General features: G+C 70.1%; 14 protein-coding genes. 3 read left to right on the forward strand and 11 right to left on the reverse strand.

Translation table 11 applies throughout. The annotated features are described in order from the left end of the window. Positions 1–63: 63 nt before the first annotated feature. From WMF29_RS07020 to WMF29_RS07035, 4 genes are all read right to left on the reverse strand, one after another. Entirely contained in the window at positions 64–1,941 is a 1,878-nt protein-coding gene (locus WMF29_RS07020; RefSeq protein WP_437328096.1) for a DUF4397 domain-containing protein, read from the reverse strand. Between the two features lie 46 nt (positions 1,942–1,987). Continuing rightward, positions 1,988–5,014: a hypothetical protein gene (locus tag WMF29_RS07025; protein WP_437328097.1), complete on the reverse strand. Its 3,027-nt coding sequence runs from the start codon at positions 5,012–5,014 to the stop codon at positions 1,988–1,990. Positions 5,015–5,473: 459 nt separating this feature from the next. Continuing rightward, positions 5,474–6,598 (reverse strand): substrate-binding domain-containing protein, encoded by a 1,125-nt coding sequence (locus WMF29_RS07030; protein WP_437328098.1) that lies wholly within the window; start codon positions 6,596–6,598, stop codon positions 5,474–5,476. Positions 6,599–6,755: 157 nt separating this feature from the next. Beyond that, positions 6,756–7,757 (reverse strand): Vgb family protein, encoded by a 1,002-nt coding sequence (locus WMF29_RS07035; protein WP_437328099.1) that lies wholly within the window; start codon positions 7,755–7,757, stop codon positions 6,756–6,758. Positions 7,758–8,846: 1,089 nt separating this feature from the next. On the opposite strand from WMF29_RS07035, the gene WMF29_RS07040 reads away from it, so the two are divergent. Continuing rightward, on the forward strand, positions 8,847–9,632 hold the full coding sequence (locus WMF29_RS07040; protein ID WP_437328100.1) for an SDR family NAD(P)-dependent oxidoreductase: 786 nt from the start codon (positions 8,847–8,849) through the stop codon (positions 9,630–9,632). A 140-nt stretch (positions 9,633–9,772) separates the two neighbouring features. Here WMF29_RS07040 and WMF29_RS07045 read toward each other — a convergent pair whose 3' ends face one another. The 3 genes from WMF29_RS07045 to WMF29_RS07055 are packed head-to-tail and all read right to left on the reverse strand — an operon-like array spanning position 9,773 to position 15,246. After that, positions 9,773–12,109 (reverse strand): di-heme oxidoredictase family protein, encoded by a 2,337-nt coding sequence (locus tag WMF29_RS07045; RefSeq protein WP_437328101.1) that lies wholly within the window; start codon positions 12,107–12,109, stop codon positions 9,773–9,775. A 52-nt stretch (positions 12,110–12,161) separates the two neighbouring features. After that, on the reverse strand, positions 12,162–13,739 hold the full coding sequence (locus tag WMF29_RS07050) for a DUF1552 domain-containing protein (RefSeq protein ID WP_437328102.1): 1,578 nt from the start codon (positions 13,737–13,739) through the stop codon (positions 12,162–12,164). A 52-nt stretch (positions 13,740–13,791) separates the two neighbouring features. Next, on the reverse strand, positions 13,792–15,246 hold the full coding sequence (locus WMF29_RS07055) for a DUF1592 domain-containing protein (RefSeq protein ID WP_437328103.1): 1,455 nt from the start codon (positions 15,244–15,246) through the stop codon (positions 13,792–13,794). 351 nt (positions 15,247–15,597) lie between these two features. Between WMF29_RS07055 and WMF29_RS07060 the strand changes: the two genes are divergently transcribed. Continuing rightward, a complete protein-coding gene (locus WMF29_RS07060) occupies positions 15,598–16,452 on the forward strand; it encodes a LamG domain-containing protein (RefSeq protein WP_437331092.1) in 855 nt (284 codons plus the stop codon). 3 nt (positions 16,453–16,455) lie between these two features. Here WMF29_RS07060 and WMF29_RS07065 read toward each other — a convergent pair whose 3' ends face one another. The 4 genes from WMF29_RS07065 to WMF29_RS07080 are packed head-to-tail and all read right to left on the reverse strand — an operon-like array spanning position 16,456 to position 19,176. Beyond that, complete coding sequence (locus WMF29_RS07065) at positions 16,456–17,475, reverse strand: hypothetical protein (protein WP_437328104.1); 1,020 nt, start codon at positions 17,473–17,475, stop codon at positions 16,456–16,458. Between the two features lie 9 nt (positions 17,476–17,484). Continuing rightward, positions 17,485–18,399, reverse strand: coding sequence for a hypothetical protein (locus WMF29_RS07070; RefSeq protein ID WP_437328105.1), 915 nt, complete (start codon positions 18,397–18,399; stop codon positions 17,485–17,487). After that, complete coding sequence (locus WMF29_RS07075; RefSeq protein ID WP_437328106.1) at positions 18,392–19,018, reverse strand: RNA polymerase sigma factor; 627 nt, start codon at positions 19,016–19,018, stop codon at positions 18,392–18,394. Before WMF29_RS07075 ends, WMF29_RS07070 begins: the two co-directional genes overlap by 8 nt. Further along, a complete protein-coding gene (locus WMF29_RS07080) occupies positions 19,015–19,176 on the reverse strand; it encodes a glycosyl hydrolase (RefSeq protein ID WP_437328107.1) in 162 nt (53 codons plus the stop codon). Before WMF29_RS07080 ends, WMF29_RS07075 begins: the two co-directional genes overlap by 4 nt. Before the next feature lie 1,020 nt (positions 19,177–20,196). Here WMF29_RS07080 and WMF29_RS07085 point away from each other — a divergent pair. Beyond that, positions 20,197–20,715 carry a hypothetical protein gene (locus WMF29_RS07085; RefSeq protein ID WP_437328108.1) on the forward strand — a complete coding sequence of 173 codons (519 nt, stop codon included), beginning with the start codon at positions 20,197–20,199 and terminating at the stop codon, positions 20,713–20,715. Positions 20,716–22,034 lie beyond the last annotated feature (1,319 nt).

Consider the following 22,034-nt stretch of genomic DNA (forward strand, 5'->3'; position numbering starts at 1 on the left):
TATCGTGAGGGTGCGCGCGGGGATAACCAGAACGGCCGAGCGGGGGCGCAGGATTTCGACCGGTCAGGGCGTCGGCAACGCCACGAAAACAGCCGAGGAGGCGATGCCGAGATTTCTCATGAACATGAGCCGCGCGGCGCTCGCTGGGTCGGATGAGCTCCAGTCTCCCAGGAGGACAGCGGCATACCAGGTCGGTGACAGGCTTCTCGCAGCGCTCCGGATGCCGTCGGCCGATCCGACCGGTCGAACTCCTACCCATTGCCGGCCGGCGGCTCTCGGCGCCGCGAACTCGACGGCTGTGCTGGCGCTCGCCGACGCGTACGCGACGTCCGTGAGCACGGGTGTAAACGGTTCACCTTGGGTCCCATCTGCATTGACCGACCAGTGGCCGAGATCCACCGAGGGCGCTGCCGCCGAGGCGTTGATCAACATGACGCGCGTGCTGGTGACCGTCTCGGGCAGCTCCGGCTGAACCCTCCACAGCTTGAGCTGCAGCGCCTTGTCGCCCGTCTCTCCGGTGATGCCGAGGAGACCTCCCAGGTAGATCGCACCAGGCTCCAGCGGACCCGTCGGCTGGGCGCCGACCACCACGGTGTCACCCGAGCCCTCGCCGCCGCCGGAGCCGGGCGCGACGACTGAGAGCGTCGACTCACCCGGCGGCAGATCGGTGTATGTCGGCGCCTGCGCATACGTCAGGTTGATGGCGATCCTCTCCGTGCCCGAGTACACATCGAGGGGCGATGGCGTGGGCGGCGGCGATGCGTGGAAGAGATAGACGAGCGGATCCCGGTTGATGAACACGGCAGGCGAGTCGTCCCCCGCCGGGACGACGAGCAACCCGTGTGCGCGCGCATCGGCGACGACGCGGGTCGGCTCCCCGGTCTCGATGACGAAGTACGATCGCCCACCGACGAGCGATGCCGCAGAGAACGAGAACGGCGCCTGACCCGTCGGACCGAAGCTGCTCGACGCGGTGACCGTGATCGACCGTGGCGACTGGGGCACGAGCAGGCCTTCTGGAGCGCTGACGGTGAACCCGTCGAGCGCCGCGACGGCCGTGGCGCTTCGGTCGATGTAGAACGATTTCGGAGGCCCCACGCTGGCGTCGGCGTTCACGAAGCGCAGGCCGACCTCGCTGCATGAAGGCGTCGTGAACTTCTCTTCCGCGATGAGAAGCTGCGGCCCCGTCGAGCCGGTAGTGCCCAGGATTCCGACGGCCACGATCGTGTAGCGCGTCCCAGGGGCAATCGTCAGCGGATCCGCCGAGATCGTGAGCGCGTCGCCTGCGCCACCGCTGGTTCCGTCATCGCTTCGTGCCGAGAACGTGATCGCGCCCGCCGTGACTTTGGCGTACCTCGTGACGGACGCGGCCACCCTGCTGGGCGACACTGCCTCGATGTCGGGCACCGGCGCCCCGTTCACGTAGAGGCGGAGCGCAGGCGGGTCGCCGCTCCCCACCGGGAAGTTCGTGCGATTCGGCAGAAGGGCATTGATGAAGCGGACCTTGGGTTCAGGGTCGGTGTCCGGCGGCAGGCCGCACTCCGCCGGATCGCCGCCACCCGTGCCACCAGCGCTACCCGTGCCGCTGGCGCCGCCCGTGCCGCTGGCGCCGCCCGTGTCGCCACCGCCCGTGCCGCCAGCGCCGCCCGCGTTGCCGCTGCCGCCCGTGCCACCCGTGCCACCCGTGCCACCAGCGCCGCCCGCATTGCCGCTGCCGCCCGTGCCGCCAACGCCACCCGTGCCGCCGCCGCTGCCCGTGCCGCCCATGCCGCCGCCGCCGTCAGAGCTACCGCCCGACGACGTGCTGGCGCTGGCGCTCGTGGCCCCACCTCCGCCTTGCCCCGACGATGATGAGGTATCGTCGTCCCCGCAAGCGCTCGTGAAGATCGAAAGCCCGGCCAGCGCACCCACCATGATCAGCCATCGTTGACGCATCTTCATCGTAACACATCTCCGTGTAGCGCGTCGCACGCGCCAGAACGATCCACTACCGCGGGAACTTCAGCTCGCAGGCGTCACGCGGAACCGCGACGACTCCCTTCGTCAGCTCGTCACGCATGTAGATGTAGGCCATTACACCGGCGTTGAAGGCCGCTCTCCGGAGCCATGCATCGACCTCCGGCGAGCTCGCGTCCGCGGTGCGGAGCTCGTCCGTAAGAGGGTTCCTGAGCGTGCACACGTCCCTCCACATGGGCACGCCGAACTCCGGAGCCACGGCGCTGCCCAGGATGACGCTCCAATTCCCGCTCGCGGCCGCGGCGTCGTAAAGGGCTCCGAACCGATGAGCATCGGTGCGGATCTCATCGCAGGCGGCGCGCGCAACGCCGAGCATGTTCGCCTTCGATCTCTTGAACGCGGCTTTCGCGGTCTCCGGATCGAGCGGGATCGGCACCGCGGCCACGATCCGATTGTCGACGAAGACGTTGAAGAAGGTCCTCTCCTCCTCCGCGTTACGGCCGAATGAAACGGTGGTGCCCCCCGTCGCCATCCAGACGAGGTACTTCGCCGCCCCGTCGGGGCCGAGGCCGGCCTCCCCCGCGTCGGGCCCATGGAACGTGGCGAGGTTCTCGTTGGGCGCCCAGCGCGGGCCGAAGAGCCCGTCCACGAAGCTCGCCACCCTCGCCCCGGAGGTCGCGCGGAGCGCCCTCGCCGCGCCGGTCTGGGCGTCGCCGTAAATTCCATGGCAATTCGTGCAGATACCGGCGTAGATATGCTCCCCCGGGTTGGCCCAGTAGATCGCGCTCCACGGCCGGCGCGGCCTCCCGGTCCCCGGATTGATCATCCACTGCTCCACCGGTTCAGGCTCTGGCGCGTCGTCCGGAAACGCGCAGCCTGGGATGAAGAACCCCTGAGCATAGACCTTCTTCGCCAGCGCCTCGTGCTCGCTCGTCACCTCCTCCGCGCGGATCCAGTCGTCGAGCTTCGTCTTCCAGTCGATGTTGCGCGGGACGTACGGATAGCGCTCGGTCGTGTCCTCGAGCACCCACCCGAGCTCGCGATGCTGCTCGCAGTCGTGAAGGGCACGCGCCTCCGCGGCGTCCGCCGCGCGCGTGGCGAGCTCGATCGCCTCCGGATCCTCCGGCGCCTCCCGTCCCCCGCGCTCGTAATCGCGCGGCACCGACGCCCACCAGCGCGCCACGAGGACCGGCAGGCGGCAGTCCACAGACGCCGTGTGCATCGGCATGTGGAGGTTGAAGAATGCGTTTACCTCCTCGTTGTCCACGGGCAGGCCGAACGCACGGGGAGTCCACGATCCCGTGGGCAGGACGACGCGACGGTAGATACCTCCGACTGGGATGGAGTTCTGGATGACGAGCTCATCGAAGGACGCCGGCACACCAGGAAAGTAGAGCCGCCCGTCCGAGCCCACGGTATCCATGTGAAACCCGAAGATGCTCCCGCCAGGCGACATATCCAGGCCTCGCAGCGTCGCCTTGCTCGCCACCGCATAGCCGCGCGGGTTATGGCAATGGGCGCAGTTGCCTGCCATGTAGGCCTGCATGTTCAGCTCGTCGTCATTGCGCGGCCGGCGGGGCAGCGCGGACTCCTCGAGCCTGGGGAAGTCGTCGGGCGTGAGGGTCGCCAACGTGCCGCGCACGACACCGTACGCGAGGAGACGCTCCAGCTGATTGAGCTCGTCGGCGAGCACGTCCGGCGTGTAGACGCCGCCTTCCCCCTTGGGTCGCTTGTGGAGTTGGAAGGGCGTGATGCCGAGGACGAAGCTCTCGCTCTCCGAGCCCGTGTGGCACGCCACGCATCGCGTCGCGCCGGGCACGGCGTAGCTCTGCAGTGCACCGGTGGTCTCGTTGGCCGTGTAAGGGCGGACGTAGTCGGGGAACGGCTCACCGTTCAGGTAGAGCTCCCTGCTGTCCGGTGACGCCGGATCGAGCCCGGTCCCGAGGAGCTTCGCGCTCGTCTCCTCCGCGTTCCACACGTACGTGCCGAAGATCGCGTCCTCGGCCTGCTCGCGCGTCACGATGATGCGCGTCTCCATCTTGCGGTATCGCGTGACGCCGTCGGGCTCGACCACGGCCCTGAAGAAGGTCTTGTAGAAGCGGCTGTTCGGGGGGATGCGGAGGCTCTTCGCCTCCGGGTCGTACGTGATGGCCTGCCCCGCCGGGACGTGCACGAAGCGGAGCTTCGCCGCGTCGTCCGACCAGAGAGGGTAGGTCGGCGCGTAAGCGAGCGTCCCCCTGCGCGCGAGCACCTCGGCGTCCAGCGAGACGAAATCGGTCTCCGACAGCTTGACCGGGAGGTCCTCGAACGATCGCATCGCGGCGAAGCGCTCATCCACCTCCTCGTCTCGACCGACGATCTCGGCGTCGGGGATGCAGTTCCCGAGCTCCGTCTGCGCATCGCCGATCTCGCGCGGGGTCACGATATCCACGTCGGGATCGACGTGGATTTCGCCCTTCGGGAGGACATACGTGCCGGCGGGGCACCCCTGCTCGATCCACGCCTGCACCCGCCGGCCGAGCGCCTCTTGCCCGCCGATCTTGTAGGGCATCTCCCCGCTGAGCATGACGTCAACGGGCGTCTTGCCGCTCTTGCCGCGCGCATTGCACAGGTTCTCCGGAGCGCCGGTGTAGGAGAAGTCGCCTTGCTCTGCCGGGGCCTTGTGGCAGTTGCCACATTGAATCTCGATCTCCCCCGAGAGATTGCTGAAGGTATCGAGGGCATCCTCGACCGTCGCCGAGCGGCGCTGAGGGATCGGCTCGTGCGATCGGGCAGGAGCGCATTGACGTGGCGGCGTGCCCCCCCCGTCACCGCCGGTGCCGCCGCCTCCGCTGTTATCGCCGCCCGCGACCCCGCCGGTACCGCCGGTGCCGCCGCCTCCGCCGTTATCATCGCCCGCGACCCCGCCGCTGCCGCCGGCACCGCCGGTGCCGCCGCCGTCACCACCGCTGGTAGCGCCGCCGCCGCTCGTGTCCTCCGGGGGCTCACCGGTATCGTCACCTCCACAGCCGTACCCGGCCACGGACACGACCCCGAGCAACAGCACCAGCGATCTCATCGTCACCCAACGCCGATCTTGACGCATCGATGCCAACTCCCCGGGCTCGCAGCGGCGAACCCCCTGTCGTCGCGGCGGCCGAAATGCCACCGGTGAGCTCCTGGAACAACCGTGAATGCCGGCTGTCACGGACCCGTGACGCTATCGCGGTGACGTCGACGTAGATGATAGCTCTGCCATTGATTCACGCGCGGCAAGCTCGCCTCTCGACCGTGATGGAAAGTAAGGGCTCACCGCTCAGACCTCCTGTGCTGGGCAGTGTTGCGGAGCGGTTTCAATCCGGCAGCAGCGGGGGCGCGTTCCGTCCCTGGAGGACGACTTCGCGGTGCACGGTGCTCAGCGGGTGATGAGACGGGGGGCGTGCCCGAGCGCGCCGCGCTGGCCATGTGCGTCGAACGGAGCGCGCCTACCGCAATGGCTTGCGCGGCGCGCTCCGTCCTTCGTCATCAGCCTATCAGCTCACGGCAGGCTGCTGTTGCGGGGGCACGTGGTGCCGGTGGCACCGCAATCGAGAGGATTTCCCGCGTCACACGCGATGAAGCCGGAGGCCGTCAGGGTGTTCTCGAACGTCTGCGGGTTCGCGATGATCCAGTTCAGGAAGTTCGTCTCGGCCGTAGCCCGAGATCCATTGCCCTCGTTGAGGTACAGGAAGCGAGCGAGCGGGTACTTGTTGCTCGGGTCCGTGATGATTTTGCGGATGTTGGCCGTGGTCGGCGCCTTGCTGTCGATGGTGAACGCCTGGTTGGCGAAGGGGTTCGACGGGCGCAACGCGTCGCCGCCCGCGTAGGCGAGCGCGTCGATGTTCGCGCCCGCGAGCTTGCCGATGCAATCGGTGGCCGAATCGGTCTGCAGGCAGGGCGCCGCCGCGGTCGGAGAGCCCGAGTACGTCACGATCGACGACGTGTTCGGCGTCCCCAGGGTTCCTGCGGAATCGGTCGAGAGCCGCGGCCCGGCGATCAGGTCCTCGACGATGATCTTCACGCCGGCGCAGAACGTGGTGCAGCCGGTGAGGCTCTTGAATGTGTCGGTCGTGCCCGAGATGTCGTCGCGGCGGTACAGCTTGATCGCGTTCGCGGGGTTCGACGAGCCCGTGGTGAGCTCGCCCCACGTGTCGAAATTGGCGCAGGTGGCGGCGCTCCCGGAGCCGTCGCCGCAGAACGCGCCCTTGATGTTCGCCGAGGTCGCGCTGGTGGCGGCCTGGGTGTCGTCCGCCAAGATGTAGATAGCGTCGAGCGCGATGCGATTGCTCTTCTGACCGCTGTCACAAGAGCCCTGCAAGTCCCTGGACATCGGGGCGATCGTCTGAGCCTTCGTGTTGCAGGGAGTGCCGCCGGTGCCCTCCAGGCACTGCTCGCCCTTGCCCGACCCGGTGCCGAGGTAGTCGAGGGACGCGCTGAGCCCCGCCTGGCTGATCGCGGCCGTGATCGCGTTGAACAGCGTGTCCGACCCGTAGAACTCCGTGCCGTTGATCAGCGCCTCCTGCGACTCGCCCAGGACCTCTGCCTCGTCCGTGCCGCTCACGGCGCACGCCGCGAGACCGAGGACCGAGAGCGCCGAAAGAACCAACTTACCCGTCGTGTTCATGCTCATCTCCATCGTTCAGAGTGACGGTGCGCGTGTGCACCTGGATCATCCCGGTGCACGGCGCATCTATCAAGCCAACAATCCAGCGAAGGCCGCCTGGCCGCCGAAGCGCTCGCCGGCAGGCGGTCAAGTCTCTATCTCTCCGGATGCGTGCTTCTCAGTGGGTGGTCACCGTGCGGATCTTGCCGAGGCGGCTCCCCCCCGCCTCGGTGAACCAGAGGTCGAGGAAGCCGCACCCCTGGAGCGACGGGACCAGCGTGAGCCCGAGCGGACGAGAGCCCGCGATCGGGAGAGCGTACTCGGTCATGACGCCGCTCGTCGTGATGCGTACGAGCTTGTCCACGGACTGCTCCGTGAACCAGAGATTGCCGTCCACCCCGAGCGTGATGGCCGAGACGCCGAGGCCCAGCGCGGGGAGCGCGAACTCCGTCACGGTCCCGCTGGTGTCGATGTTCGCGATCTCGCCCGCCGTGGTGAACCAGATTTTGAGGTCGGGACCGAGCGTCATCGCGTTGGGGCGCGCGGCCGAGGGCGGCAGCGGGTACTCGGTCACGGTCCCGGACGCGCTGATCCGCGCGATCTTGTTCCCGCGCGACTCCGCGACCCAGACATTTCCGTCGATTCCCGCCGCGATCCCGCGCGGTTGGCTGCCGGCGGTCGGCAGCGCGAACTCGGTGATCACCCCGTCCGGCGTGATGCGTCCGACCTTGTTGCCGAGGACCTCGGTGAACCACAGATTCCCATCGAATCCCAGCGTGATCGCGGACGGGCTCGAGCTGTTCGTCGGGATGGCAACCTCGGTCACGACGCCGTGCTTCGTGATCGCCCCGATCTGGTTTCTCCCTGCGTCGGTGAACCAGATCCGGCCATCCGGACCGACGGTGATGCCGACCGGGCTCGCGCCGGTCGCGAGCGGGTACTCGGTCACAGCGCCGCTGGACGTTGCGGCCCCGATCTTGCTGCCGGAGAGCACGGTGAACCACACGCGGCCGTCAGGGCCGAAGGTGATGTTCCCCGGCGAGGCGTTCGAAGGAATGGCGTACTCCGTGATGTCACCCGCGTACGCCGCCGGGCAATACCCGGCGCTCGCGGGCTCCGCCTGCGCCACGAGGGCGGCGCCGACCATCATCGACAAGGCAACAATCGACTTCTTCTTCATTTCATTCTCTATCAGGGTTTGAGGTTGAGAGCGTCTTGCGAGATCTGCTGTCACGAACACGTGAATACCGCGGCTGCGCCGCGCGCAGGGGTGCTCGCCGAGAGCGTCGCTATGCGCGCTCTCGCTCGCTGCCTCCACGCGCTCACGCTCGTCAGCGGCCCGTTACGATCCCGCTCCGCGCCCCGTTCTGAATTGCGCTGGCGAGCTGCGTGCACACACGGTGCTTCGCCCATTCCCTCCCCGGAACCGGATTCCGTCCTGTGTCGATTTGCGCCTGTTTGCTCGTGAAACGAGCCACGTAGTCACGGAGGAAATTACGTTCCGCGCATACGTGGAATGTCAGCGCCAGGCGCGCGATGAGTACGCAACGCCGAGATCGTTCGCCGGCCGGACACGCCAAACAGGTTGGTTGAACGGCCATGGCTGCATGGAGCCGAGGGCCGGACCCATTCGGATCACCCCACGATCACGAACCGCCGCCGCGGTGCTGCCGTCCGACGGAGGGAGGACGCGCCGCGCTCCTGCCTCTGCTGGTCACCCCGCGTCAGAATGCAACGGCGACGCGCTCGCGCATTTGCGCGATTCGGGCGCGTCAATGCAATCGAGACCCCAACGTCATAGCTCGCTATGCGGGGAGATGGCCAGCCACCCCCCCGGCGGCTTCGTGTGGGCCGGACTATAGTAGGCGCGATGGCGAAATGCGCGAAGTTTGTGTTACGTATTACCGAACTGTGTCCTGTGATGGCGTGCTCCTGTTGTCCTCGATCGATGAGTTGATCCATTCGAGAGCGATTCGGCTGTCAGCCGTGCGACGGTCCTGTGCCGGAACGGTAGAACGCCAGCGCCGGATACCGCTGATGGAGAACGATTGGGCTGTCAGCCGTGCGACGGTCCTGTGCCGGAACGGTAGGACGCCAGCGTCCGATACCGCTGCTCCCGCGAGATCAGGCGTCGTGCGTTCAGGCAGCTGCGCGCGAGATCGGGGAGGCCGGGATCGCGGCGCCGGCTGCCCGATCCCTCGCCGTGCGGCAGGCGGCCGCCAGCAGCAAGTCTCTCCTCGCGATCCGAATGTCGTGTACTCTCGCCGACATGGCTCCCGTCGTCGTCATCACCGGTGCATCCAGCGGAATCGGTCGATCGCTCGCGTTCTCCTGGGCGAAGCGCGGCGCGCGCGTGGTGCTGAGCGCGCGCGGGCGAGACGCGCTCGAGGGCGTCGCCTCGGAGGTGCGCGCGGCGGGCGGCGAGGCCCTCGCGGTGGCCGGCGACGTGACCGTCGAGGAGGATCGCAAGGCGCTCTGCGAGCGGGCGCTCGGCGCGTACGGCCGGCTGGACGTGCTGGTGAACAACGCCGGGCGCGGCTACTACACGCCGTCGATCGAGATCGAGCCCGCCGAGCTGGAGGCGCTCTACCGGCTGAACGTCGTCGCCCCCGTGCACCTCGCGCGGCTCGCGATCGAGCCCCTCGCGGCCACGAAGGGCACCATCGTCATGGTCTCCTCGATCGCCGGGCTCGTCGCCGCGCCGCGAATGGGCCCGTACGCCTCGTCGAAGTTCGCGCTGGAGGCGCTCGCGATGTCGCTCCGCGCGGAGCTCTCGTCGCGCGGCGTGCGCGTGCTCGTGGTGCGGCCGGGCCCGGTCGAGACCCCGTTCCACGCGAACGCCGTCGTGACCGACGACAACGTCGGCTACCGCCCGCCGGGCCACAAGAAGCAGAGCCCGGACGAGGTCGCCGAGATGATCGTGCGCGCCGTCGACGCGGGCCGCGACGTCCTGGAGACGAGCCTGTTCGTGAAGACCGCGAGCCTCGCCGCCCGCGTGGCGCCCGGCCCCATGCGCTGGCTCTCGAGGCGGATGGCGCACCGCTCGGGGTTCTGAGCGGCGCCCGCCCCTTGTGCGCCGGGAACGTCGAGCGGATCGAGCCCCCAGAAGGCCGAAGGAAGGCGGGGGCGGGGAGAGGGCGCTCTTAGCGAGCGCAGAAATGGGGGCGCTCGGAGCGAGGGCAGAAGGGCGAGCGCTCAGAGCGAGCGCAGGAAGGCGACCACCGCGTCGCGATCTCCTGCCGGGAGCGCCATGAAGCGCTGCTTCGCGGCGTCCGCCTCGCCGCCGTGCCACAGGATCGCCTCGACGACGTTCCGCGCGCGGCCGTCGTGCAGCAGCTGGGTGTGGCCGTTCACGGCCTCGAGCAGCCCGATGCCCCACAGCGGCGGCGTCCGCCACTCGCGCGGCCCCGCGAGGTGCTCGCTCGTCGACGTGTCCGCGAGCTCTTCTCCCATGTCGTGCAGGAGCAGGTCGCTGAACGGCTGGATGAGCTGATCCCGCAGCTCGACGAGCGGGTGGCGGCTCCCCGTCTTCATCGAGGGGACATGGCAGCTTGCGCACCCGGCCTGGCTGAACAGCGCCTCACCGCGCTGGACGGCCGGGTCCGCCGTGTCGCGGCGCGGCGGCACGCCCAGCATGCGCATGTAGGTCGCCAACCTGTCGAGATCGTCGTCGGCGAGCTCGGGATCTCCGCGCGTGCCGGCCTGGCAACCCGTCTGCGCCTCGCCGCACTCCTCGACCGGGAACAGGCTCGTCGTCACGCCCATGTCCGCCACCAGCGCGTCGGCGACCTGATGCGGTACGCTCACCTTGCTCGCCTTCCAGCCGAAGCGCCCTACTCGCAGCGCCCCCGAGACCGGGTCCGGGATCAGGTTCGGACGGCCCGAGATACCGTCCTGGTTGCAGTCCATCCCATCTGCGCGCTCGAGCAGCGCGTCCTCCGCGATCGCCTCGAGAAGGCCCATGCCCACGAGCGGGCGGGCCACCCGGACCGAGTAACTCGCGATCGGCCCTGCGGAGAGCCCGTCGAAGCGGAACGCGGGCTTTCGCAGGACGTACGCCGTGCCATCGGGGAACTGCCCGGGTTCCTCGGTGTAGGCCACGGTGGCCGTGCCCTCGCTGGCGGCCCCGCCCTGCGCCTTGTCCTGGAGCTGCCGGCCGTAGCTCGGATCTGCGATGGGCCCGCCGTCCGCCTTCGCTCCTGCGCCGAACACCTTCACGACGGCCGTCTCCATCGCCTCGCCGGGCTCGGGCGGGGCGCCGCGACCGTTGTTGATGTGGCAGCTCACGCACGCCGCCTGGTTCGAGAGTGGCCCCGCCTTGCCGGCTTGCTCCTCGAAGACGGGGTTGCCGCCCTCGCTGTGCTCGCCGGTGACAAAGTCCGTATGGAACAGGCGGCGCCCCTCGAGGAAGGGCTGGATCGAGCTCTCCTGGATGTTGAGCGCCATCTGTTCGTAATAGAGATGAGGCTCCTCGTAGATGTACGGTATCGTCCCGTCGCCGCCCGACAGGGCCACCTCGTTCGGCTCGTTGAACGGCGTCAGCTCGCCGCTGCCGACGCGGTAGCGGAACGTGTCGCTGTAATAGCTCGTCCTCCCCTCGACGGTGCCCGCGTCAAGGAACACCCCGAACTCGAACTCGAGCAGATCTCCCGCGCGGATCTCCCTGCTCTCCCTGGCGTTGCGATCCACGACGAACTCCCAGTGGGTGCTCGTGATGCGCTCCATGCCGTTGTTCGAGTCGAACACGTTGCCCTCGCCCGAGTACCAGCAGCGGAAGTTGATGGTCTGGTTGGTCGACGCGTTGGCCTTGGGGAGCCAGGTGAATTTGATGGTGCTGCCGCCCGCCGGGATCGTGTCCTCGACGATGAACTTGTAGCTTCGGTTCTCGAAATAGCGCGGCTGGTAGGGGCTGAACTCTTCCTCTTTCTCGTGGCGCCCGCGCACGCGCCCCGCGGCCTCGAGCGTGATCGTCCCATCGGCGGCCTTCGTGGTGATCGGCCTGCCCTCCGCCGCCGAGGGGAACAGCGGGGAGATGTCGCCGTCCACCCCGGAGCACTCGCCGGGCTCGACCTGGCCGCCGTCGCAGGCCGGCGCGGGCGGCGCTCCCGCAGAGAAATAAGCGTAGATCGCCTCGATGTCGGCCGTCGCGATCTGCTGCTCGCCGAAGGCCGGCATGCGTGCATTCTCCGTGCGCCCCGTGCGCACCTGCGCCGTGAACTCCTCCAGGGTGCCGTCGAAGGCAAACAGATCGGGGAACCCGCCGGCCGGCTTGCCGTGGGCGCTGTGGCACCCGCCGCAGTTCAGCGCGAACGCCTGAGGCAGCGCTGGCCCGTCGTTCGTCTCCACGCAGGGCGGTTCGCCTGGCGGACCGCCCCCGTCGCCCGGCGAGGGCGACTCCGGCGAGGACGACTCCGGCGGAGACGAGGACGACGGGTCGCTCGAGCACCCGAGCTCTGCTGTGCAGGTCACGAGCAGCCCGAGCGCGACATGGAGACCCCCGGACACCAACCGACGTGAGCGGCTTTCGAACATCGCGTTTCGACCTCCGGTGTGAGCCCATCCATCGAGACCGTGATCCGCAGAGCTACCGCAGGATCTCCTCGAGAAGCGCGTTCGGCACGCCGCGCCGATCTTCGCCGAACGACGCGACGCCGAGGTTGTAGTACTGGTTCATGATGGTGAACCACAGATCGCGGAGCTGGCGATCCTGGCCGAGGGGGCCATACGCGACGTGCGCGTCGTTCAGGAAGACGCCGTCGCCGCCCAGGAGGACGATGGGCAGATCGTACGCGTCGTGGTCGTGCGTACGCATCTCGCTCATGTAGACCATCACGGAGTGATCGAGCACCGTCCCGTCCCCCTCGGGGATCGCGTCGAGCCGCTGCGCGAGCTGCGCCGTCTTCTGGCCGAGCCAGCAGTTGATCGCCGCGAAATCGAGGTTGCTCTCCTCGACGACCGCGTAGCGGCCGCCCTCGTCCGTTGTGCCCAGGTTGCCGGGGCCGTGCTGGCAGGCGTGATAATGGAGGCTGCTGCCCTCCCTGTACTCGAGGCCCACCTTCGCGCGGACGTCGGCCGGGATGCACCGGTACTCGAACTCGGAGCGCGCGTCGTCGAGCATGTGGGTGATCACGCGCGTCACGTCGCATTGAATCGCCATGACGATGAGATCGATCATGACGTTCGCGTGATCGTCGTGTTTGTACTCGCCGGCCTCCGTGCTGTCGTTCTCGTTGAGCCCCTCCTGCTGGCCCGGCGGCTCGGGGACGACTCCGGGCTCGCCGATCGGGCTGCAGCCCAGGCTCGACGGGGTCATCGTCGACTGGATGCGGGTCACGTTCTTCTCTGTCTCTCGCAGGGCGTCGAGGTACTGCTGGACGACCTTGCGATCGTCGGAGCCTACCTTGCGCATGAGCGAGTTCGCGTCCGCGAGCACCGCGTCGATGACGCTCTTCTCGGTCGCCGCGCGGCGCTCCGCCTCGATCCTGGCCTGCTCGTCGGTCTGCCCTGGCACCGAAGGCGCGCTCGCGGCGCCCGCGTTGATCAGCGCGTCGAACACCGCCTTCGGGTTGACCGAGCGCTTCAGGGGCTCGCGCGGGCTCTTCCAGGAGACGGCCTGATTGTAGGCGTAGCTGCGCCCGTCGAAGAAGCCGGGCTTCACCCCGAGCCCCGTCTGCAGAGACGGGATGCGGGTCGCCTGCTCCGGGCCTGCCTTCTGCACGATGATCTGGTCGACCGAGACGCCGTTGCCCACCCACTCGCCGAGGTCCTGCCCGGCGGCCCTCCCCAGCTCATCGGCGTCCACGCAGGTCGACAGCGCGGCCATGCAGCGCGAGTGGGACGGCTCGAGGAACGCGTTCTGCTCCTTGCTCCACGTGTGGTTGCCGAGGCGGCTTATCATGAGCATCTTCGATTTCACCGGCGCGAAGTGCTCGAGCACCCTCGGCAGCTTGAAATCGGCGCCCTTCAGCGTCTTGCCGAACGCGGGCGCCGTCTCCCACCAGTGGTGGGGCGCCCCGTTCGGGAACGTGCAGAGCAAGAAGCGCTTCGGCGTGCCGGGCTCCCCGGCGCGCGCCCTGCGCGGGGCGAGGCTCTCGAGAAACGGCAGCGCCAGGCAGACGCCCGCGCCGCGCAACAGGTTCCTGCGTGTCATTCCGCGTTTCATGTGCGCATCGCTCCTTCGTGCCTGGTTCCGTGAGGAAACAACGCCTGCAGCTTCACTTCGCCCCGACCTTCGCCGCGCGGAGGCGGAACGCGTCGCTGGTCACCACCTGCTTCACCAGATCCGCGATCGTCCCCTTCTCCCAGCGCGCGGCGATCTCCTCGAGCGTGTCCCTGTCGCCGCCGCTCGGGCGCCGGCGCAACGCATAGGTGAAGAGCTGCTCGGAGGGGCAGATCCCCAGCTGAGGGTCCTTCTGGAGCTCCGGGATGAGGCCCGAGATGTCCTGGAACTCCGCGCTCCCGTACTTGCCTGTCGCGTCGACAGCGTCGCCGTTCGGGTACTCGGTCCGGTAGGCGCCGATCGCATCGAAGTTCTCGAGGCTCAGCCCGATGGGATCGAGGAGATCGTGACAGCCCGCGCAGTCGGGCGACTCGCGGTGCTTCTCGAGCTTCTTGCGGACGTTGTCGACGCGGCCCGAGTCGCCTCCCGCGGCCTCGAGCTCCGGGATATCCACGCCGGCGGGAGGGGCCAGGTCGGCGCAGTAGAGCTGCGCCAGGATCGTCTTCGCGCGGGACGTGGGGGAGGTCCGTTCGGCGCGGGAAGACAGCGTGAGGAAGGCGGGGAGCGTCAGGAACCCGCCGCGCCCGGCCTCGGGGTCGTTCGCGTAGAGCGGCGCGAGCAGCGGGCTCTCCGGGTGGGGCGCCGTCAGGAACTCGGACCACGGCCGCTCGCCGGTCGTGAAGCCGGTGAAATAGGCGTTGGCCTGCTCGATCATCGCGCCCTTCACCTCGTCGTTCCAGCCCGGGAACAGCGTCGTGTCGACGGTGTGGCTCGGGAGCGTGCGGGTCCCGAGCCACTGCCCGAAGAAGTTCTGGAAGAACGCGGCGCTCTTCGGGTCGGACAGCATGCGGTCCACCTGCTGCCGGAGCTCGTCCTCGGTGGCCAGCTCGTCGCTCTCTGCGGCGTCGAAGAGCTCCTCGTCCGGGAGCGAGCTCCAGAGGAGGTACGAGAGGCGCGACGCGATCTCGTGGCCGCCGAGGGCGCCCGGCGATCGCTTCGAGTCGGGGCCGACCTCGATCCGCAGGAAGAAATTGGGCGACGTCAGCAGGGTCCGGACGACGTGCTGCACCGCCTCGACGGGGGACATCTCGAGGGTGGTGCGCGCGTCGGCGTACTGCGCCGCGTACCGGTGGACCTCCGCCGCCTCGAGCGGGCGCCGGAAGGCGCGCAGCCCGAAGCGCTCGATGATCTCGCGCGCGCACCCGTCATCCGCGCCCTCCGCCGGGTCGCATACGAGGATCCGGGCGCGCTGCGCCTCGTTCGAGAACGCGTCGGCCGCCAGCTTCTTGGCGGCGTCGTAGTACCCCTGGACGAGGACCTGCGAGAGGCTCGAGAGCGCGCTGGCGTTCGCGTCGAAGCCCTTCGCGCCGGAGGCCGGGAATCCGTCCGCCGGCCGCAGGCGCGTGCCCAGGAGGTGGGCGACCGTGTTGTTGTACTCCGATGCTGTCATGTGGTGCAAAGGCATCCCGCCTGGCGCGGCGGCGTCGTCTCCCGGTTCCAGCCCCGGTCCCGGAGCGTCGTCGCCTCCGAGGATGCCAGTGCACGAGATGCTCAAGAGACATCCCCCGGCGACGAGCCAGGGACTTGCGAACACTCGGTCAAGTCGGCACATCATGGTCGGCTCCCGCGTGTGGAATCAGCACTCTCCCCCTCGTTGCCGGGGCGCGCGCCTTTCGTGATCGAATCGACCGCACGCCCGCGCTAGGATCAGCCCGTGTCGTGCGCGCGGAAGACTACGATGATGGCGCTGCTCCTCGGCTTATCCGGATGTGGGGCAGATGTGGAGATTGCGGTGGGTCGTATGACTCCGACGTCGGTTGTGGGCGGCGGCGGGGAAGGTGGTAGTGGCAGCGGGGAAGGGGGGCGTGGTGGTGGGGCGCCGAGCGGCGGTGAGGCGGGCAGCGGCGGCGAGGCGGGCAGCGGCGGGGAAGGGGGCAGCGGCGGGGAAGGGGGCAGCGGCGCGGCCCCCTGCGATGCGCTGCCGTCGCTGGCGCATCGGTACTCGTTCGACGGCTTGGGGGAGGTCGTCACCGATACGGTCGGCGGCGCCGACGGCGAGATCTTCGGCGGCGCGAGCCTCGACGGCGGAGGGGTGCTCACCCTCGACGGAGAGGACGACTACGTCGATCTGCCCGCGGGTCTCCTCACGGGGTTGAGCGACGTGACCGTCATGGTCTGGGTTGCCCGCGACGGCGGAGGGGCGTACCTGCGCGTCGTCGACTTCGGCATCGGCAGCACGGGTGAGGATCCCGTCGAGGGCGACGCGAGCGTTGGGCGGTCCTACCTGGTCATCACCCCCTCGACGGGCTTCGATCCGCCGGGTATCGCCGCGCTCGCGAGCGACAGCGGCGCCGCGGGTCAGGTGCAGGTCACCACCGAGCCCACGCTCGATGACGCCGAGATCCATCAGCTCGCCGCGGTCTTCGACGGCGCGGCGGGGACCCTGGCGCTTTACCTCGACGGTGCGCTCCTCGGCAGCACGCCGGTCGGCTTTCCGCTCTCGGCCATCCAGGACGCGAACAACTGGCTCGGGCGGTCCCACTTCGATCAGGATCCGTATTTCGGAGGGCGTTACGACGAGCTGCGCCTCTACCGCGGGGCGCTGGCCGGCTGCGCGATCGAGGCCGCGTGGCGCGCGGGCCCGGACATGCCCTGAGGCTCAGAAGGCCAGCGCGAGACCGAGGCGCGCGCTGAGGCCTGCGGCCGGGGGGCGGTAAACGATGCCGTCGAGGTTCTCGACGACGAAGCGGGGCCGCCTCAGCGGGACGACGGCGTGCAGCGCGCCCTCGACGCTCACGGGAGCGGCGATGCGCCATTCGAGCAGCGTCCCGAGCCCGGCCGCGAAGATCGGCGTCGTGAGGGTGAAGGGCTCATCGACGTCCCGCCCCCTGGAGCGCAGCCAGTGCTGGCGGCCGAGCGCGCAGACGTAGACGCGGACGGGGCCCTCGAGCGGGAGCGCGCACGCGTCGACCTCGAGGAACCAGAGCCGGAACTCGGCGCCTGCAGCCTGCCCCGCGATGTGGCTCGAGCTCGACGGCACCACGCCGGCCGCGCCGTCCGCGCGGAACCAGCCGCTGCGGATCCCGCCGCCTGCGGCGAGCCCGACGCCGATCGTCGGGGCGAGCGCCTGCTCGAGCTGCGCGCTCACCCAGAGCGCTCCCTCCACGTCGCGCTCGTTCGCAGCGGACGGCTGCGCCGGCGCGGGAGGTGGAGGGCGCGGCGCTGGAGGCGCCAGGCGCGGCGCGCTGGCGGCGGGGGCGGCGACCGCCTGGGGTGGCGCGGGCTGCGCGGCAGCGCTCCGCGCGACAGCGTCGGGATCGATCGACATCGCGACGATCAGCGCCGCTGCCCGCGACATGGATGCGCAGTCGTCGCCACGGATCACCCGCTCGCCCGGCGCCGGCGCGCGGATGCGCAGGTCGAGCCGGAGGCGCTCGCCGCGATCGCGAGCGATCGCGATCTCGACCTCGATCGGCTGGTGCTGCTCCGACGTTCCCAGCAGCCGGGCGATCTCGTTCCGGACCTGGTCGACCGGCGGGCACCCCTCGGGCGCTTCCCAGCGGAGATCGATGGTGCGCGGCTCGGCGGGCGCCGCGAGCGCGCGCGCGGGCAGGAGCCCTGCCGCGACGATCAGCGCCGGCAGGATCGACGGCGCATGCGCCCACCTCGATACGTGCACCCGCGCACTCTACTCCTCCTGTCCGCACGCGGCGCGCACGCGCGTCGCGAGCGGCGAGCCCGGGCTCTTCGCGAGCAGCCTCGCGGCGATCGCCCTGCCGGACGACGCGCGGCCGGAGCGGCAGAGCGCGATCGCGCGCGACGCCTCGCGCTCGGTCGAGAGCACGCCCCTCGGGTACCGGCTGGCGTGCTCGTCGAGCTTCGAGAGCGCCTGCGCGAACTGGCCCGCCTGCAGCGCCTGCTGCGCGTCGCGGAGCAGCGCGATCTCCGCGTCGAGCCCCTCGGAGCCCTGCCTCGCGGCGGCCGCCGTCCGTGGCGTGCGCGGCGCGATCGCGCGCGCTGCAGCGGCCGCGGGCGCGGCGCTGGTCTCGGCGGGGGCGCTGGCCTTGTCGGGGCCGTCGGCCTTGGCGGAGGCGCTCGCCTCGGCGGGAGCAGGCGTCTCGTCGCCCAGGGCGCTGGAGGGCGCGGCGGCGCGCTCCGCTCGGGGCGCCTCGGCCGCGCCCGTCGCTGCTTCCAGCGCGCGCTGCGCATCGGGCGCCTCGCCCGGTGTCGACAATGTTGGGAAGTAGAGCGCGGCCCCCGTCGCGAGTCCCACGACGAGCGCCGCCAGCCCGATCTTCATCGGGGCGCCGAGCAGCGTGATGGCCGCGCCTTTCGCGACCGCGGCGCTCGCGCCCGCGGCCATGCTCGCGGCGGCGGGACCGACCGCGTGCGCAGCCGCGCCTGCGCTCGCTGAGCCGGCGGCTCCGGCGCCCGCGGCGCTCTCGGCGCTCGCGGCAACGGCCGTGGCCGTGGCCGCCGTCCCCGCGAGGCCGAGCCTCGCCCACACGGCCGCGCGCATCCGACGTCTGTCGTCGTCGGTCGGCTCGTCCTCGTCACGAAGGGCGTTCAGGAGCGCTCGCTCCCCGGCCCGCAGCTCATCCATTGCGGCCTCCTCGGATCCTGGCGTGGTGGCGGTGCACCGCGTCGGAAAACGCCTGTCGAGCGGCCCTCAGCCGCGCATAGACGGTGTTGACGTTCACCCCGATGCCCCGCGCGATCTCCGCCGCCGGCATCTCTTCCAGCTCGGCGAGGAGGAGCACCACGCGCTTCTCCTCGTCGAGCGACGAGAGCAGCTCGTGCGCGACGCGCGCGGCCTCCGCCCTCGTCATGGCCTCGTAGGGGCTGAGGCTGCTCGGCCCCGCGAGCAGCTCGGGATCCACGGTCTCTCCTGCCCCGCGGTGGGCGGGGCTCTTGCGGCGCAGCGATCTCCGGTGCGTCTGCACGACGTTCACGACGATGCCGAAGACCCACGTCTTCAGCGACGAGCGGCCCAGGAACTCCGGGAGCCGCCGGTGCACGACGACGAACACCTCCTGGCACACGTCCTCGTGCGCCGAGGCGTCCACGCCGAGCCGGCGCACGGTCCGCCAGACGAAGGGGAACATCTCCTCGTAGACGTCGGCGAAGTCGAGCGGCGCGGCCTGCACGCCGGCCGCCGGGACGGCGGGCACCGCGCCGGCGGGCGGAGGCGTCGACGGAGCGACCGCCGCGCGGGCCGTCACGAGCTGCACTCCTCCTCGTGGCGCAGCGAGACGTAGAGCTCGCCGAGCGTGGTGAGCTCACCGCGCGCGCCGAGCAGGTCCACGTTGGGGATCGCGTCGGTTCGCCCGGAGAACCAGGCGTACCGGAAGACGTCGGGGTCCGATTCGAGGAGAGGCACCGCTTCTCGCATATACGCCGCCTGCGCTTCGAGCGACCGAGCGCCGCTCGTCTCATGGATATTTCCAGTGCCGCCGCTCCCGGTCGCGGCTGAGGGGAGCGTTTCCCCCACGCAAGCCACGGAGAAGAGGATCCCGAGCAGGGGGCTGATACCGCAGAGGAGGGCTTGGCGAGCTCGGCGCATGGGTCGAGGGGCTGGTGACCGGTGCCGCCGCGTTCCGTGAAGGAAAGTGGAGGGACGGGGGGCGACGTGCATCGGGCGGTCGTCGATGGGCTGGCGCTCCACGGCTCGCGGGCGGATCATCCGCTGCGGCGCACCGCGGCCGACAGCGCGCACCTCCGGGCGCTTGACGGCCGCGAGGAGTGCGCCGAGGAAGATCGGATGACACCCCCTCGCTGGCTTGCCGCGCTCGCGGCGCTCACCGTTCCGTTGGCGGTCTCGGCGACGGCCTTGACCCAGGGCGACGCTCCCCTCCCGCCGCCTCCTCCTCCAGAGCCGCTCCCGTCTGCCTCCGCGCAGCCAGCACCGCCGCCGTCTCCTGCGCCGACCCCGGTGCAGCCCGCGCCTGCGCCCGCGCCCGCGCCTGCACCGACGCCGGTGCAACCCGCGCCTGCGCCGACCCCGCTGCCACCCGCGCCTGCGCCGACCCCGGTGCAACCCGCGCCTGCGCCGACACCCGTGCAGCCCGCGCCTGCGCCGACCCCTGTGCAACCCGCGCCTGTGCCGACACCCGTGCAGCCCGCGCCTGCGCCGACCCCTGTGCAGCCCGCGCCTGCGCCGATCCCTGTGCAGCCCGCGCCTGCGCCTGCTCCCACGCCGGTGCCGCCTGCGCCGCGGCCTGCGCCCGCTCCGCGGTCCACACCCGCTCCGCGGTCCACACCCGCGCCTGCGCCGCCGTCCGCGCCGCGGTCCGCGCCGGCCGAGCACACGCCCGCTCCGGAGCCGCCCGCGCCGGTCCCGCCGGCTCCGGCCGCTCCCGAGGAGAAGCCGACGGAGCCCGAGGACGGCGAGAAGGACGGGATGCGCTTTCGTTTCGGTACGTCGCTCAGCGGCGGGATCATCGAGTCACCCACGGGCGCGGGGGCCGTCTTCGCGCTCTCTGGCCGGCTCGGTGTCCAGGTCAACCACTATTTCGCGATATACTACCAGAACACACCGATGGTGACGCTCACCCCCGAGAGCACCGAGAACAGCGCTGGATTCGAGGCGGGGTTCATCGACTACAACTCGGTGCTCGCGGGCTTCACGCTGTTCCACTTCCTCGATCTCGGCGCGGGACCCTCCATGGATTACGTGGCCGTCGCGACCTGCGGCGCGGAGGTCCCGGAGGGCGGCATCCCGCTCCCGAGCGCCGGCTGCGAGAGCACGGCGGCCTGGTACTTCGGCGCTCACGCGCGGGGCGCCCTGATCCTCGGAGGCCTGGCCGGGAGCGGCGCGAGGCGGAGCGGCTTCGCGATCAGCGCGGATCTCCACCCGGTGTTCCTGCCAGACGGGCCGACGTTCACCTTCACGCTGGGCCTCGGCAGCGAGTGGTACTGAGACGACGGCGCGCCGGAGCGCGGCGCGCCGCGTCGCCGGGCGAGCCGCGCCGCTCGCCCGGCGCTCCGGGCAGAGGCGGGCAGCGGTTTGCCCGGCCGCTGGCTGAGTACCGAGTACCCTTCGAGTGGAACCTTCGTTCTCCAGGTCACGAGAGTTCCTTGCAAATATGCCAGGTCCCAGGGCGCTCTGCCTTACGTCTGCGCGGCGGCCGGCGCCAGCGTCTCTGTGGCGCGCCATCCGCTGTGATCCGCGACACCCCGACCCTGCGGCCGCGGTTCGCGAGGGTTGCTGTGCGGCGACCGGATGGACTACAATCCCGTTGTCGGAGCGATTGTTGGCGGGACGCCGCACCGGAGACCTGGACGCCGCGATCGTCCTGCGCCAGCGGCAAGCGCCGGCAGGAGAGCGCCAGCGGTAGGCGGCAAGCAGAGCGCCAGCGGTAGGCAGTAAGCAGCAAGTAGAGCGCCAGCGGTAGCCGGTAAGCAGAGCGCCAGCGGTACGCGGTAAGTAGATCGAGCGCGAAGCGCGAGTCTTCGATCTCGTTGGCGGGGAGCGGCGGCGCACCCGGGGATTCTGCTGTTTGTGCATGACAAGGTGAAATTACCGAGCATCACGATGCACCATCGCTCACCATGTAGGCCGACGAAGCATGATGTATCGCGCGAATCCGGGGCGCCATCTGCTGCTTTCTCCGAGGTGCCGTCTCTTGCTCCCGCGGTGCGACGGGCATGGCGCCCCTGGGGCTCGAGATCGAGCCCTGACACCGAGGTGCGTGAGGAGCGTGTCAAGCGCTCTCCTCGGTGTTTTGCGCGTGCGGCGGCGTCGGCGCGGTCGTGCTGGCCGGCTGCGGGCGGGGGCGCGGCCGTCGGGTGTCGTCACCCTCTCCGACGTCCCCATTTCGCCAAGCTCGGTGGGGACGCGGGGGCGCCTCCCAGGGGGCGCTTGACAAAGAGGGTTAACCATCGGCTACGCTGCCTACCATGATGACCGGGAGGACATGAGCCGGGTGGAAACGAGCTGCAGGCGCTCCATGGGGGCACGGCGGTCAGCGGTCGAGCGGGCCGTGGGGCACCTCGCGTGTCGAGCGCGAATCGCAACCCGCTGGGCGTCATCGTGGGTGCCACGAAATAACCGCGCGGCTCCTCCGGTCCGGCACGGGGGATTCCGCTCACTCCTCAGGACTCTCGCCGAGCTCGCTTGGCCCGACAGGACCGGAGTTCCGGCTCGCCGGGGGCTCCGATCGAAGCGCGCGCCGATGGTCCTGCTCGGGGCGGCGCTGCTCATCGGGTGCTGCCTTCTGCTGCTCAGCCCGCCGACCA

Origin of the sequence: Sorangium sp. So ce381 (assembly GCF_051473845.1) — a bacterium.
In the GTDB taxonomy this organism is placed as follows: domain Bacteria; phylum Myxococcota_A; class Polyangia; order Polyangiales; family Polyangiaceae; genus Sorangium; species Sorangium atrum.

What these genes read in the sequence shown, in the direction of transcription:
- WMF29_RS07050 (WP_437328102.1), bottom strand. Translation starts at nt 13,739, where the DNA reads ATGAAACGCGGAATGACACGCAGGAACCTGTTGCGCGGCGCGGGCGTC.
- WMF29_RS07085 (WP_437328108.1), top strand. Translation starts at nt 20,197, where the DNA reads ATGCGCTTTCGTTTCGGTACGTCGCTCAGCGGCGGGATCATCGAGTCA.
- WMF29_RS07045 (WP_437328101.1), bottom strand. Translation starts at nt 12,109, where the DNA reads ATGTTCGAAAGCCGCTCACGTCGGTTGGTGTCCGGGGGTCTCCATGTC.
- WMF29_RS07070 (WP_437328105.1), bottom strand. Translation starts at nt 18,399, where the DNA reads ATGGATGAGCTGCGGGCCGGGGAGCGAGCGCTCCTGAACGCCCTTCGT.
- WMF29_RS07040 (WP_437328100.1), top strand. Translation starts at nt 8,847, where the DNA reads ATGGCTCCCGTCGTCGTCATCACCGGTGCATCCAGCGGAATCGGTCGA.
- WMF29_RS07060 (WP_437331092.1), top strand. Translation starts at nt 15,598, where the DNA reads ATGACTCCGACGTCGGTTGTGGGCGGCGGCGGGGAAGGTGGTAGTGGC.
- WMF29_RS07020 (WP_437328096.1), bottom strand. Translation starts at nt 1,941, where the DNA reads ATGAAGATGCGTCAACGATGGCTGATCATGGTGGGTGCGCTGGCCGGG.
- WMF29_RS07030 (WP_437328098.1), bottom strand. Translation starts at nt 6,598, where the DNA reads ATGAACACGACGGGTAAGTTGGTTCTTTCGGCGCTCTCGGTCCTCGGT.
- WMF29_RS07055 (WP_437328103.1), bottom strand. Translation starts at nt 15,246, where the DNA reads ATGACAGCATCGGAGTACAACAACACGGTCGCCCACCTCCTGGGCACG.
- WMF29_RS07025 (WP_437328097.1), bottom strand. Translation starts at nt 5,014, where the DNA reads ATGAGATCGCTGGTGCTGTTGCTCGGGGTCGTGTCCGTGGCCGGGTAC.
- WMF29_RS07035 (WP_437328099.1), bottom strand. Translation starts at nt 7,757, where the DNA reads ATGAAGAAGAAGTCGATTGTTGCCTTGTCGATGATGGTCGGCGCCGCC.